At 58.3% G+C, this 13,484-nt stretch carries 11 protein-coding genes and 1 pseudogene; 9 read left to right on the top strand and 3 right to left on the bottom strand.

The window, feature by feature from the left end:
- The first annotated feature begins 7 nt into the window (after positions 1 to 7).
- The 3 genes from argF (at position 8) to L383_RS03055 (ending at position 3,023) form a co-directional block, all read left to right on the top strand.
- Entirely contained in the window at positions 8 to 1,012 is a 1,005-nt protein-coding gene (gene argF, locus L383_RS03045) for an ornithine carbamoyltransferase (RefSeq protein WP_023331902.1), read from the top strand.
- A gap of 47 nt (positions 1,013 to 1,059) precedes the next feature.
- Positions 1,060 to 2,463: a YfcC family protein gene (locus L383_RS03050; RefSeq protein ID WP_023331901.1), complete on the top strand. Its 1,404-nt coding sequence runs from the start codon at positions 1,060 to 1,062 to the stop codon at positions 2,461 to 2,463.
- A gap of 83 nt (positions 2,464 to 2,546) precedes the next feature.
- Positions 2,547 to 3,023, top strand: a complete 477-nt coding sequence (locus L383_RS03055; RefSeq protein ID WP_023336701.1) for an arginine repressor — start codon at positions 2,547 to 2,549, stop codon at positions 3,021 to 3,023.
- Positions 3,024 to 3,026: 3 nt separating this feature from the next.
- Here the strand turns inward: L383_RS03055 and L383_RS26000 are convergent.
- Positions 3,027 to 3,144 (bottom strand): annotated as a pseudogene (locus L383_RS26000) (hypothetical protein).
- On the opposite strand from L383_RS26000, the gene L383_RS25405 reads away from it, so the two are divergent.
- From L383_RS25405 to gbpA, 5 genes are all read left to right on the top strand, one after another.
- Positions 3,124 to 3,228 (top strand): pyrBI operon leader peptide, encoded by a 105-nt coding sequence (locus tag L383_RS25405; RefSeq protein ID WP_022646880.1) that lies wholly within the window; start codon positions 3,124 to 3,126, stop codon positions 3,226 to 3,228. The pseudogene L383_RS26000 and the gene L383_RS25405 overlap by 21 nt on opposite strands.
- A 34-nt stretch (positions 3,229 to 3,262) precedes the next feature.
- The gene (gene pyrB / locus L383_RS03060) at positions 3,263 to 4,195 is read left to right on the top strand and encodes an aspartate carbamoyltransferase (RefSeq protein ID WP_014882307.1); all 933 of its coding nucleotides are present in this window, start codon (positions 3,263 to 3,265) and stop codon (positions 4,193 to 4,195) included.
- 12 nt (positions 4,196 to 4,207) lie between these two features.
- Positions 4,208 to 4,669 carry an aspartate carbamoyltransferase regulatory subunit gene (gene pyrI, locus L383_RS03065; protein WP_014882306.1) on the top strand — a complete coding sequence of 154 codons (462 nt, stop codon included), beginning with the start codon at positions 4,208 to 4,210 and terminating at the stop codon, positions 4,667 to 4,669.
- A gap of 74 nt (positions 4,670 to 4,743) precedes the next feature.
- Positions 4,744 to 5,130, top strand: a complete 387-nt coding sequence (ridA, locus tag L383_RS03070) for a 2-iminobutanoate/2-iminopropanoate deaminase (protein WP_014882305.1) — start codon at positions 4,744 to 4,746, stop codon at positions 5,128 to 5,130.
- A gap of 133 nt (positions 5,131 to 5,263) precedes the next feature.
- The gene (gene gbpA / locus L383_RS03075; protein WP_023331899.1) at positions 5,264 to 6,715 is read left to right on the top strand and encodes an N-acetylglucosamine-binding protein GbpA; all 1,452 of its coding nucleotides are present in this window, start codon (positions 5,264 to 5,266) and stop codon (positions 6,713 to 6,715) included.
- Positions 6,716 to 6,800: 85 nt separating this feature from the next.
- Here gbpA and L383_RS03080 read toward each other — a convergent pair whose 3' ends face one another.
- Both L383_RS03080 and mgtA read right to left on the bottom strand, forming a co-directional pair.
- Positions 6,801 to 9,185 (bottom strand): beta-N-acetylhexosaminidase, encoded by a 2,385-nt coding sequence (locus L383_RS03080; protein WP_023331898.1) that lies wholly within the window; start codon positions 9,183 to 9,185, stop codon positions 6,801 to 6,803.
- 199 nt (positions 9,186 to 9,384) lie between these two features.
- A complete protein-coding gene (mgtA, locus tag L383_RS03085) occupies positions 9,385 to 12,093 on the bottom strand; it encodes a magnesium-translocating P-type ATPase (RefSeq protein WP_023331897.1) in 2,709 nt (902 codons plus the stop codon).
- Between the two features lie 389 nt (positions 12,094 to 12,482).
- Here mgtA and treR point away from each other — a divergent pair, with 389 nt between their 5' ends.
- Positions 12,483 to 13,430 carry a trehalose operon repressor TreR gene (treR, locus tag L383_RS03090; RefSeq protein ID WP_023331896.1) on the top strand — a complete coding sequence of 316 codons (948 nt, stop codon included), beginning with the start codon at positions 12,483 to 12,485 and terminating at the stop codon, positions 13,428 to 13,430.
- Positions 13,431 to 13,484: the final 54 nt, after the last annotated feature.

Raw genomic sequence — 13,484 nt, 5'->3', positions numbered from 1 at the left:
TTCCCATATGACCATCAACCTGAAAAACCGCAACTTCCTGAAACTGCTGGACTACACCCCGGCGGAGATCCAGTACCTGATCGACCTCGCCATCGAGCTGAAAGCGGCCAAAAAAGCCGGACGCGAAAAGCAAACCCTGGTCGGCAAAAACATCGCCCTGATCTTTGAAAAAACCTCCACCCGCACCCGCTGCGCCTTCGAAGTGGGCGCGTTTGACCAGGGTGCGCAGGTGACCTATCTCGGCCCAAGCGGATCGCAGATCGGCCATAAAGAGTCGATGAAAGACACCGCCCGCGTGTTGGGGCGTATGTATGACGGTATCGAATACCGCGGCTACGGCCAGGCGATTGTTGAAGAGCTGGGTGAATACGCGGGCGTACCGGTGTGGAACGGCCTGACCGACGAATTCCATCCGACGCAGATCCTCGCCGATCTGATGACCATGCTGGAGCACGCCCCGAGCAAAACCCTGCCGGAGCTAAGCTTTGCTTATCTCGGCGACGCACGCAACAACATGGGCAACTCCCTGATGGTCGGCGCGGCCAAAATGGGGATGGACATCCGCCTGGTGGCACCGAAATCCTTCTGGCCGGAAGCGGGTCTGGTTGAGCAGTGCCGTGCCATCGCGAAAGAAACGGGCGCGCGCATCACCCTGACCGACGACGTGGAAGAAGGCGTGCGCGGGACGGATTTCCTCTACACCGACGTGTGGGTCTCCATGGGCGAGCCGAAAGAGGCGTGGGCCGAACGCGTCAGCCTGATGAAGCCGTATCAAATTAACGCGGACGTCATGAAAGCCACCGGCAACCCGAACGTCAAGTTCATGCACTGCCTGCCGGCGTTTCACAACGAGCACACCAAAGTGGGCCGCGAAATCGAAATGGCCTATGGCCTGAAAGGGCTGGAGGTGACGGAAGAGGTCTTCGAATCCCCGAACTCTATCGTCTTTGATGAAGCAGAAAACCGCATGCATACCATTAAAGCGGTCATGGTGGCGACACTCGGCGACTAATCACCGCCCGGCGTGCCGCGGGGTGCGCCGGGTTTCAGGAGAACATCATGGGCAAGTTCAAATTTCCCTCCGCATACACCATTCTCTTTTTTCTGATTGCCGTCGTTGCCGTCCTGACGTGGATTGTTCCGGCCGGGCAGTATCACATGGCCATGAACGAGGCGCTCGGCAAGGACGTGCCGGTTGCCGGAACCTATGCGCACGTAGCGGCCCATCCGCAGGGACTGGTTTCCGTGCTGATGGCCCCGATTGCCGGGTTGTACGATCCCGAGTCCGGCCAGGCCGGGGCGATCGACGTTGCGCTGTTTATACTGATCATCGGGGGATTCCTCGGGATCGTCACCAAAACCGGGGCCATTGACGCCGGGATCGAACGCGTCACCACCCGGTTGCGCGGTCGCGAAGAGTGGATGATCCCGATCCTGATGGCGCTGTTTGCCGCAGGCGGCACCATTTACGGCATGGCCGAAGAGTCCCTGCCGTTCTATACCCTGCTGGTTCCGGTGATGCTGGCCGCACGTTTCGACCCGGTGGTAGCCGCCTCCACCGTGCTGCTCGGCGCCGGGATCGGCACGCTTGGCTCCACCATTAACCCGTTCGCGACGGTGATCGCCGCCAACGCCGCCGGGATCCCCTTCACCAGCGGTATCGCCCTGCGCGTCGCGCTGCTGGTCATCGGGTGGATCATCTGCGTGGCGTGGGTGATGCGCTATGCCCGCAAAGTGCGCAAGGATCCCTCTCTCTCCATCGTTGCGGACAAACAGGAGGAGAACCTCGCCCACTTCCTCGGCAACAAGGGCGAACAGTCGCTGGAATTCACCCCGGTGCGCAAAATCATCCTGGTGATTTTCGCCCTTGCCTTCGCGGTCATGATCTACGGCGTGGCGGTGCTCGGCTGGTGGATGGCGGAGATCTCAGCGGTGTTTCTCGCCAGTGCAATAATCGTCGGCCTGATCGCCCGCATGAGCGAAGAGGAACTGACCTCCACCTTTATCAACGGCGCGCGAGATTTGCTGGGCGTCGCGCTGATTATCGGTATCGCGCGCGGTATCGTAGTGATCATGGATAAGGGCATGATTACCCACACCATTTTGCACAGCGCCGAGGGAATGGTTACCGGCTTATCGACGGTGGCGTTCATCAACGTGATGTACTGGCTGGAGGTGGTGCTGTCGTTTCTTGTGCCTTCTTCGTCCGGCCTGGCCGTTCTGACGATGCCGATCATGGCGCCTCTTGCCGATTTCGCTAACGTCAACCGCGACCTGGTAGTTACGGCTTACCAGTCGGCGTCCGGTATCGTTAACCTGATCACTCCCACCTCTGCCGTCGTAATGGGCGGGCTGGCTATCGCCCGCGTGCCTTACGTGCGCTATCTGAAATGGGTCGCGCCGCTGCTGGGGATTTTAACGGTGGTGATTATGGTGGCGTTAAGTCTGGGGGCGTTGTTGTAATTTGCCGGATGGCGCTGCGCTTATCCGGCCTGTGGATCGGTGCGGTGTCACCGGTTATTTCGGGAACTGATATGGGAACTAAGATGGATTACGAAGAGTACTCTCCCAAAGAGCAACTACAGCTAACGGTCTGCCAGCGTCTGATCGCGGAAAAGGGCTATCTCTCTCAGGAGGAGATCCGCCGCGACTTACAGGAGCGGGGTTTTGAGACCATCAGCCAGTCCACCGTTTCACGTCTGCTCAAGTTGCTCGGTGTCATAAAAATTCGAAATGCCAAAGGGCTAAAGATTTATTCGCTGAATCCCCAGCTGCGCCCCGCTCCTGATGCCGCGCGCACCGTGTCCGAAATGGTGGTGAGCGTTGAGCACAATAGCGAATTTATCCTTATCCATACCGTTGCCGGATATGGCCGCGCGGTGGCGCGTATCCTGGATTATCACCAGTTACCGGAAATTTTAGGCGTGGTGGCCGGAAGCAGTATCGTCTGGGTCGCCCCTCGGGTGGTGAAGCGCACCGCGCTGGTGCATAAGCAAATTAATTATTTACTCAGAACGCATTAATATTCACAAAGAACCGTTTGCATTGAGTAAAGCGTGCATTAAATCGCTTGATCCGCAAAGCGAGCTGCGTATAATGCCCGACAATTTGCCGGGAGGAAGCATGGTCAAGCGTGTACGACATAACGTCTTACCGCGTCTGAAATCAGACGCTGGCCTGCCGTTTTTCTTCCCGTTGCTTAATCTATTCCCAGAGCCCCTCATTTGAGGGGCTTTTTTTTGCCCGGCGTCAGGAGATAAACATGAATCCGCTTTATCAAAAACACATCATTTCCATAAACGACCTCAGCCGCGAAGAGCTGGAACTGGTTCTGGAAACCGCGGCAAAACTGAAGGCCAATCCGCAACCGGAGCTGCTGAAGCACAAGGTGATTGCGAGCTGCTTCTTTGAAGCCTCGACCCGCACCCGCCTCTCCTTTGAGACCTCCATGCACCGCCTGGGCGCGAGCGTGGTGGGCTTCTCAGACAGCAGCAACACGTCGCTGGGTAAAAAAGGCGAGACCCTGGCGGATACCATTTCAGTGATCAGCACCTACGTAGACGCGATTGTGATGCGCCACCCGCAGGAGGGCGCGGCGCGCCTGGCGACCGAGTTTTCCGGCGGCATCCCGGTACTGAACGCCGGGGACGGTGCTAACCAGCATCCGACGCAGACCCTGCTGGATCTGTTCACCATTCAGGAGACGCAGGGCACGCTGGAGAACCTGAACATCGCCATGGTCGGCGACCTGAAATATGGCCGCACCGTCCACTCCCTGACCCAGGCGCTGGCGAAATTTAACGGCAACCGCTTCTTCTTCATCGCCCCAGACGCGCTGGCGATGCCGCAATACATTCTCGATATGCTGGACGAAAAAGGCATTGCGTGGAGCCTGCACGCCAGCATCGAAGAGGTGATGAGCCACGTGGATATTCTCTACATGACCCGCGTGCAGAAAGAGCGTCTGGATCCTTCCGAGTACGCCAACGTGAAGGCGCAGTTTGTGCTGCGCGCCAGCGACCTCGACGGCGCGCGCGACAACATGAAGGTGCTGCACCCGCTGCCGCGCATCGATGAGATCACCACAGACGTGGATAAAACGCCGCACGCCTGGTACTTCCAGCAGGCCGGGAACGGTATCTTCGCCCGCCAGGCGTTACTGGCACTGGTTCTGAATCGCGATTTAGCTCTGTAAGGGGAGACGACCATGACACACGATAACAAACTCCAGGTTGAAGCCATCAAACGTGGCACCGTGATTGACCACATCCCTGCGCAGGTGGGCTTTAAGCTGCTGACGCTGTTCAAACTGACCGAGACCGATCAGCGCATCACCATTGGCCTGAACCTGCCGTCGGGCGAGATGGGCCGCAAGGACTTGATCAAAATCGAGAATACCTTCCTGACCGACGAGCAGGTCAACCAGCTGTCGCTGTACGCACCGGATGCCACCGTCAACCGCATCGACGAGTATGAAGTGGTCGGCAAATCCCATCCTGGCCTGCCGGATCGCATCGAGAGCGTGCTGGTCTGTCCGAACAGCAACTGCATCAGTCATGCTGAGCCGGTTTCATCCAGTTTTGCAGTGAAAAAACGCGCTGATGACATCGCACTCAAATGCAAATACTGCGAAAAAGAGTTTTCTCATTATGTGGTGCTGGCCAACTAATTGAGGTTGGTAAAGGATCCCGGCCTCCCTATAATGGCCGGGAACATTTAATCAGCTGTTATTCTGGAGAAATCATGACCAAAGTACTCGCGACGGAAAATGCACCCGCGGCTATCGGCCCGTACGTTCAGGGCGTTGATCTGGGCAGCATGATCATCACCTCGGGCCAGATCCCGGTGAACCCAAAAACCGGTGAAGTGCCAGCCGACGTAGCGGCACAGGCGCGTCAGTCGCTGGAAAACGTGCAGGCTATCGTTGAATCTGCCGGTCTGAAAGTGGGCGACATCGTGAAAACGACCGTGTTCGTGAAAGATCTGAACGATTTCGCGACCGTTAACGCCACTTACGAAGCATTCTTTACCGAACACAACGCGACCTTCCCGGCGCGCTCCTGCGTTGAAGTGGCGCGTCTGCCAAAAGACGTCAAAATTGAAATCGAAGCGATCGCCGTGCGCCGCTAATCAATTTCAGGCAAACCAGGGCAGCTTCGGCTGCCTTTTTTATTTGGCTATTTTTACCTTCGTAATACGATGACGACGCGGTCCGGGAATAAATACACTCGCACACCTTTATACATTCCCGCTTCGGACAAAAATGAAAATCTCCAGAATTGCGTTGGCTATGGCCACTCTTACGGTAGCCTCTTCTGCGCTGGCACATGGCTATATCGAATCCCCTGCCAGCCGCGCTTATATGTGTAAACAGGGACAAAACATTGACTGCGGTCTGGTGGAATATGAACCCCAGAGCGTAGAACGTGCCTCCGGTTTCCCGTCAGGGAGCCTGCCGCCGGATGGCGAACTCGCCAGCGCCGGGATTGCCAACTACTCGCAGCTTGATAAGCAAAGCCAGAATGCCTGGACCAAAACGCCGATGACCGCCGGGGTACATCAGTTTGTCTGGCATCACACCGCGCCGCACAAAACCACCAACTGGCGCTATTACATCACCAAACAAAACTGGAACCCGAATAAGCCGCTGACCCGCGACCAGTTCGACTTAACGCCGTTTTGTACGGTAAACGGCAACGGCCAGGCGCCAGCAATGACCCAATCGATGAACTGTAACGTGCCGGAACGTACCGGTTATCAGGTGATTTACGGCGTGTGGGAAATTGCCGATACGCCCAACAGTTTCTATCAGGCCATCGACGTGGACTTCGGTAACGGCGGCAACGTCACGCCGGATGAAACCCCGGCCGCCGCCTCCGTCTGGAGCAAAACGCTGAGCGGCCAGGTTGCAGGTAACAACCTCAACGTGGGCGATAAAGTGATTGCTCGCTTCTTCGATGCCAACGGCGAAATCGCCTCCATGGCCACCGAGCTGACTATCGCCTCGGCTCAACAGGGAGATGCCAACCAGTGGGCCTACGATCTGGCGCAAAAAATTAACAGCGCTCATCACGACGTGCGCGTCGGCGTGAAGGATGAAAGCGGAGACGTTAGCCCGGTTCACGGCGCAAACAGCGTCTTCGTAAAAGAAGGCAGTACGCTGAAGTCAGTGGCTATCTCTTATGAAGAGCAAAAAGCGGTGGTTAATGAATCCATTGCCGTGACTGACCTGCATTACAGCAAAGTGACTCACGGTGCAGCGACGGTGACATTCCACGTCAATACGCAGGGTGACGTGAACCTTGAAGCACACGTATTGAACCATCCCGGAGCGGAAAAAGGTTATCTGAAGCAGGATATGAATAACAGCAACCAGGATGTGACCATGAACCTGACAAACGTCACGCCAGGGCACCACATGCTGAAATACTACGCCACCAATAAAGCCGGCACCCTGTTCGCGCAGGACGTGCTGGATATGATGCTCGAAGGTGAAGCAACCTCCGGCGATACCGGTAAATCTGATTTTATCTTCCCGGATAATCTTGCCTCTTATAAGGCGGGCACCGTGGTGTTGCAGCCCAAAGACGGTAAGACCTACGAGTGCAAGCCATTCCCGTACAGCGGGTACTGCAAGCAGTACAGTTCGACCTCTACCCAGTTCGAGCCCGGCGTGGGTTCAGACTGGAAAGAGGCGTGGATATTGAAGAACTGAGTTGCCTTTACGCCCGGCGGCACTTCGTTTGCCGGGCCTACACGTCACGTAGGCCCGGTAAGCGTAGCGCCACCGGGCGCTTATGTTACTGGTTTCGCGTCGCCCTGAGCAGCGTCTCCAGCGGATACACCGCCGCAATCACCACTTCGTCCTGCACCTTCGCCGCGTTATCCAGCTCGCGTTGAATCGAGGCGATCTCTTTGTCATCCAGCGTGCCCTGTCGCGCCACCAGATCCGTCAGCCTCAGGCCAATTGCGGCAAGCTTATCCACCTCCAGGATCACCGGTTTAATCGCCTTCAGCTGATAGCTGTTTTCGCTCAGCGCCAGCGCGTCGCTGGTGTTGCTCTGCCAGCGATTAAAGACGTGGCGCAGCGCGTCGGCGCTTTCCGTGTCTTCCGCATCGCTCACCAGACGGTCCGCCCATTTGTTCATCTGACGCACGGTGATGCTTTCCCCATTCAGCGCATCCGCGAGGCGGTTAAGCGGCTCAAACTGGTGATAGTTTCCCGCCTGGAACTTGAGGTGCTGACGGGTGTAATACTGGGCCGGTTCAAGCGCCTGCGCGAGGATTTGCAGCGGCAACGTGTCGGCATTATTCGCGAGCCGCGTGAATTGCACCTGCTGCTGGGTATGCTGCTGCAGGCCAACCGACACCGTCGACCAGCTGTCCATCGCCTGCAGGCGGGTATACATGTTGTCGACATCATTGACGTCCTGCGCGGACCATAACCGCTCCGCCACCGCAAACGTCCGCGGCCACAGGCGGATATCCAGCACCGGTGCGACCACGTTTTCCGCCCACAGCGCGGCTTCTCCGCCGAGCAAATTAGCCTGATTCGCCACGTCCGGCACTACCGGTGGGATCCCTTTCGGCACCTCGTCCAGACGGGTACCGCTAATTGGATATCGGGTATTGCCCACCAGGAAGTAACCAGTGAGCTTGTCGTTATCGACGGAGACGACCGGGCGCGTTTCGCCCATCCAGGTGTCAACGGTAAACGTCACCTGATTGTCGTCGCGCCACGCAATATCCTGCACCGCACGGCGGGATTTCCCGGCAAAATCAATAAAACCGCGCCAGCCGGCGTCCCCTTTCACCAGGGTAAAACTCCCCTCGACTGGCTTGCCTTTCAGACGCGGCATGGAGAAGGCCCAGCTCTGGGCGCTGTCGGTGTCTGCTATCACGTCCACGCCATTCAGCCCCTGGGGAACGATTTCATTGCGGTAGTGATAGGCGGTGGACTGGGGTTGATCGAGGTAGAAACCGGTCGAAAGAATGCCCTTGTAGCCTGTTTGCGCCACCTTACCCAGCGCGTCCTGCCCCTGCCAGGACTGGATCAGAATGCTTTTCGGTAAGTCAGGATGATAGATCTCATCCCAGCCGACCATCTGCCGATGATGTTTCTCGAGGATCGTCTCCAGCTTGCGGTTGAAATAGGCCTGCAGCGCGTGGCTGTCCGCCAGTGTGTTGTCGCGCATGAACGTCTGGATCGCGGCGTTCGCTTTCCACTGGCTGTCGTCCACCTCATCCCCGCCGATGTGCAGATACGGATCCGGGAAGATTGCCGCCAGTTCGCTGACCATCGCGTCAGCAAAGGCGTATGTGGCCTCTTTGGTCGGATCAAGCACCGGCTTCAGCACGCCCCAGTTGCGCTCCATTTTGTAGGGCCCCGGCGCGCTCATCAGCTCTGGGTAGGCCACAGCAATCGCCGAGGCGTGGCCCGGCATGTCGATCTCCGGCACCACGCGGATGCCGCGCTCGGTGGCATAGCGAACAATCTCGCGCATCTGCTCAGGGGTATAGAACAGCCCGTCGCTGGCAAGCTGCGTCAGCTTCGGGTAACGCTTCGAGCTGAAGCGCCAGCCCTGATCGTCGGTTAAGTGCCAGTGCAGGACGTTAAGCTTTGCGGCCGCCATGCCGTCAATCTGGCGTTTGATATCCGCGACGGGAATGAAATGGCGCGCCGAGTCGAGCAGCAGCCCTCGCCACGGGAAGCGCGGCGCGTCTTCAATGGTCACCCACGGCAGCGACGTGTTTTCCGCGCCGTTTTGCACCAGCTGAAGCAGCGTTTCCATCGCCCGCAGCGCGCCGAAGCGGGTGTTGGCGGAGATGTTCACACCGTTGGCATCCACCGTTAGCTTATAGCTTTCATCGCTGTCCGGCAGCGGCTGTGGCTTCACCTTTTTGGCGATGGCGATGCGAATGGTCGGTTTGTCCGGTTGCTCAGCCTGCGGCTGTAGCGTCCAGCCGGTTTGCAGGGCGATACGCTGACGCAGGCGGTTGACCGCGTCGCCAAGATCGTCGCCGCTGACGGTCACGGAAAGTTGGCTGGTGAGCACCAGTGCACCCTGCGTGGTCGGGCGTTCCACCTTCTCAGGCCAGGGCATTAACGGGAGATCCCCTGCCGGGGCGGCAAAGGCAGAGGCGCCGAGCAGCAGCCCGGCGGTTAAGAGACTGTACCGTAACATGAATGTTCCTTATCTGACGGGCCAAATAAAGGCAAAACATTCTGTTAACATGCGTACAAATTGTCGTCAAGCGAATGCGCCGACGGCGATCACAGGTTGTTGAATTTGGGAAGAAAGCTATTGCCCGGTGGCGCTGCGCTTACCGGGCCTACGTGACGGGAGTAGGCCGGGTAAGGCGAAGCCGCCACCCGGCAAAAAATCACTGCCACCCATACCGACGCGCATAAAACCCTTTCACCATCTGCGTCAGCACCATGTAGCCCGCGAGGATCGCCACCAGCCACGGGAAGTAGCTCAGCGGCAGCGCCTGAAGCTGCAGGTAACTTGCCAGCGGCGAGAACGGCAGCGCGATGCCGAGCGCCATCACAATGCCCGTCATCACAATCAGCGGCCATGCGGCACGGCTCTGGATGAACGGAATGCGGCGCGTACGGATCATATGCACAATCAGCGTTTGCGACAGCAGACCCACCACGAACCAGCCGGACTGGAACAACGTCTGATGTTCCGGCGTGTTGGCATGGAACACAAACCACATCAGGCAGAAGGTCAGGATGTCGAAGATGGAGCTGATCGGCCCAAAGAACAGCATAAAGCGCCCCAGATCGGACGGGTTCCAGCGCTGCGGCTTCTGGATCTGCTCGTCGTCGACGTTATCAAACGGGATCGCTACCTGGGACACGTCGTACATCAGGTTCTGGATCAGCAGGTGCAGCGGCAGCATCGGCAGGAACGGCAGAAACGCGCTGGCCACCAGGACGCTGAACACGTTACCGAAGTTGGAGCTGGCAGTCATTTTGATGTACTTGAGCATGTTGGCGAAGGTGCGACGCCCTTCGATAACGCCCTCCTCCAGCACCATCAGGCTTTTTTCCAGCAGGATAATATCCGCCGCTTCGCGGGCAATATCCACCGCGCCGTCCACGGAGATGCCAATATCCGCGGCACGCAGGGCGGGCGCATCGTTGATGCCGTCACCCATAAAGCCCACAACGTGCCCTTCACGACGCAGCAGGGTAACAATGCGCTCTTTGTGCATCGGTGTCAGGCGGGCAAACAGCGTGGTGTGCTGCGCCAGCTTCGCCAGCTCGTCGTCGGACAGGTGCTCAATGTCGCTGCCCACGACCACCTCGCCCGCATCCAGCCCGACTTCGTGACACACTTTCGCGGCCACCAGCTCGCTGTCGCCGGTGAGGATTTTAACGGTGATACCGCTCGCCTTCAGCGCTTTGAGCGCAGGCGCGGTGGTCTCTTTCGGCGGATCGAGGAATGCGATGTAACCCTCGAGGATCAAATCGGATTCGTCGATACGCTGATAGTCCCCCTCGCGCGCGGGCAGAAACTTGCTGGCTACCGCCACCACGCGCAGCCCCTGACGGTTCAGGTTGTCGGTAACGCGCCTGATGCGGCGCAGCATGGTGTCGTCCAGCGGTACGATCTCACCGTTATGGCGCACCTGCGTCGACACATTCAGGATCTCCTGCAGCGCGCCTTTGCAGATCAGCTGGTGCACGTCCGGCTGCTCGCTCACCACCACCGACATGCGGCGGCGTTCAAAGTCGAACGGGATCTCATCCACCTTCTGCCAGCGACCGGAGAGCGTGCGGGCGGCTTCCTCATCGACCCCTTCCAGCACCGCCACGTCGAGCAGGTTCTTCAGCCCGGTCTGGTAATGGCTGTTCAGCCACGCGCTGTGCAGAACGCGTTCGCTGGTTTTACCGGCGATATCGGTGTGGTTCTCCAGCACGATTTTATCCTGCGTCAGGGTGCCGGTTTTGTCGGTGCAGAGAATGTCCATCGCGCCAAAGTTCTGGATAGCGTCGAGGTGCTTGACGATCACTTTCTGTTTCGAGAGCTTCACCGCCCCACGCGCCAGCGTGGAGGTGACAATCATCGGCAGCATTTCCGGCGTTAAGCCAACGGCCACGGAGAGGGCAAACAGCGCCGCCTCCCACCAGTCGCCCTTGGTGTAGCCGTTGATCAACAGCACAATCGGCGTCATCACCATCATAAAGCGGATCAGCAGCATGCTGACGCGGCCAATCCCTTTCTGGAAGGCATTCGGCTCGCTCTCCTGCTCGCTGACGCGTCCGGCAAGCTGACCAAACCAGGTGTTGCCCCCGGTCGCGGTGACAATCGCCTGCGCCGTACCGCTGACGACCGTGGTTCCCATAAAGCACAGGGTGTCGCACTCAAGCGGGTTCATCTGCTGCGGATCACGGCTGCGCGCCACCTTTTCAACGGGCAGGGATTCCCCGGTCAGGGAGGCCTGGGCGACAAACAGATCCCGCGCCTGAATGATGCGTAAATCCGCAGGAATCATGTCCCCCGCGGCCAGCTTAACCAGGTCACCCGGCACCAGCTGGTCAATGGGCAGCTCCACCCAGGCGTTTTCGCCGAGGTCGTTAATTACGCGCGAGACGGTCGCGGTGTTGCTGACCATCGCTTTCAGGGCGTCCGCCGCTTTGGTGGAGCGGGCTTCCTGAATAAAGTTCAGCAGCGTGGAAATCCCCACCATCAGGGCAATCACCCCAGCGGCAAAGAGATCTTCCGTCGCGTAGGAGATGATGCCGAGCACGGTCAGCAGCAGGTTGAAGGGGTTGCGGTAGCAGAGCCACAGGTGCACCCACCACGGAGACGGTTTTTGCGCCGGAATTTGGTTATCGCCGTGCACGGCGCGGATTTTGTCCACTTCCGTCGCGTTCAGCCCTTCCGGGTGGCCGCCAAAGGCGCGCCAGACTTCGTTCTCATCCATTGCCGCCACGTTCAGGCAGCGTTCGGTCAGGGAAGCGGGAATCGCTGCACCCGCGATGTTTTTTGCATTGGGCAGCGGGTCGCGCTGAATAAGACGATGTGGCAGGTGGCGGCTCAGCAGGGCCTGCAGCTGCCGGGTGATATTTTTAAACATAGTCATTCCTCCGCATCCGCAACGGCGGACGCAGCATTCCCTTCAGGCGTGGCAAAGCCGTACCTGTCAGGCACTCAATTTTTCAAGCAGGAACGTTTGGGACGTTGCTGCCTCACATCACCGGTGAGACAGCAAAAGCTGGCTTACCGGAAAGAACGTGTTCTCCCGTTCAGGAGAGGTGTGGGATCGGGATCCATGGAGCCTCCGGTAAGTAAAAACAGGGTGTCGCCGCGCAGTATAAGGATTTAAGCGTACCCTTTGTGACGATTCGGGCGGTATTATACCCCCCTGCAAATAAACCGAACGTAAACCAGACTTTGCCCATAGCGAAATCGCGCTATAGCATTAGGCTCAATTGATCATTTTGTCGTTGTTACAGGGAAAACAGCATGCAGAACCGCCTTACCATTAAAGACATCGCGCGTTTAAGCGGCGTGGGGAAATCGACCGTCTCACGGGTGCTGAATAACGAAAGCGGTGTCAGCGAACGCACACGCGAGCGCGTCGAGGCGGTGATGAATCAGCACGGCTTTTCCCCTTCCCGCTCCGCGCGCGCTATGCGCGGGCAGAGTGACAAAGTGGTCGCGATTATTGTCTCTCGTCTGGATTCGCTCTCGGAGAACCTTGCCGTGCAGACCATGCTGCCCGCCTTTTACGAGCAGGGATATGACCCCATCATGATGGAGAGCCAGTTCTCGCCGCAGCTGGTTGAAGAGCATCTGGGCATGCTCCAGCGACGCAACATTGACGGCGTGGTGCTGTTCGGCTTTAGCGGCATTAAAGACGAGATGCTAAAACCCTGGCAGCCCTCACTGGTCATGATGGCGCGCGACGCCCACGGTTTTGCCTCTGTCTGTTATGACGACGAGGGGGCGATTATCACCCTGATGCAGCGTTTGTACGATAAAGGCCATCGCCATATCAGCTTCCTCGGCGTACCCCACACCGACGTCACCACCGGCAAGCGTCGCCATGAGGCCTATCTGGCGTTTTGCAAAAAGCACAACCTCCCGGCCGTCGCCTCCCTGCCGGGTCTGGGCATGAAGCAAGGCTACGAGCAGGTTGCCAGTGTCCTGACCCCGCAGACAACCGCGCTGGTGTGCGCCACGGATACGCTGGCGCTGGGAGCCAGCAAATACCTTCAGGAGCAGCGCATCGACAGCCTGCAGGTGGCGAGCGTCGGCAGCACGCCGCTGATGAAGTTTCTGCACCCGGAGATCATCACCGTCGATCCGGGTTATGCCGAGTCCGGCAGACAGGCCGCCGCGCAGCTGATCGAGCAGATCAACGGGCGGAGCGAGCCGCGGCAGATCGTGATTCCCGCTCATCTTTCATAGCCCCCCTGAAGCGTTTATTGTGATCTTCGCCCGATTTCGGGAACGTTCCCATTT

It is taken from the genome of Enterobacter sp. MGH 37 (assembly GCF_000534515.1).
GTDB lineage: Bacteria > Pseudomonadota > Gammaproteobacteria > Enterobacterales > Enterobacteriaceae > Enterobacter > Enterobacter kobei.
This window is presented reverse-complemented; position numbering and strand designations above follow the sequence as displayed.

Excerpts from the sequence above, each read along its gene's own strand:
- argF (WP_023331902.1), top strand. The coding sequence starts at position 8 with ATGACCATCAACCTGAAAAACCGCAACTTCCTGAAACTGCTGGACTAC.
- L383_RS03080 (WP_023331898.1), bottom strand. The coding sequence starts at position 9,185 with ATGTTACGGTACAGTCTCTTAACCGCCGGGCTGCTGCTCGGCGCCTCT.
- treR (WP_023331896.1), top strand. The coding sequence starts at position 12,483 with ATGCAGAACCGCCTTACCATTAAAGACATCGCGCGTTTAAGCGGCGTG.
- L383_RS03055 (WP_023336701.1), top strand. The coding sequence starts at position 2,547 with ATGGATTACGAAGAGTACTCTCCCAAAGAGCAACTACAGCTAACGGTC.
- gbpA (WP_023331899.1), top strand. The coding sequence starts at position 5,264 with ATGAAAATCTCCAGAATTGCGTTGGCTATGGCCACTCTTACGGTAGCC.
- L383_RS03050 (WP_023331901.1), top strand. The coding sequence starts at position 1,060 with ATGGGCAAGTTCAAATTTCCCTCCGCATACACCATTCTCTTTTTTCTG.
- mgtA (WP_023331897.1), bottom strand. The coding sequence starts at position 12,093 with ATGTTTAAAAATATCACCCGGCAGCTGCAGGCCCTGCTGAGCCGCCAC.
- L383_RS25405 (WP_022646880.1), top strand. The coding sequence starts at position 3,124 with ATGGTCAAGCGTGTACGACATAACGTCTTACCGCGTCTGAAATCAGAC.
- pyrB (WP_014882307.1), top strand. The coding sequence starts at position 3,263 with ATGAATCCGCTTTATCAAAAACACATCATTTCCATAAACGACCTCAGC.
- ridA (WP_014882305.1), top strand. The coding sequence starts at position 4,744 with ATGACCAAAGTACTCGCGACGGAAAATGCACCCGCGGCTATCGGCCCG.
- pyrI (WP_014882306.1), top strand. The coding sequence starts at position 4,208 with ATGACACACGATAACAAACTCCAGGTTGAAGCCATCAAACGTGGCACC.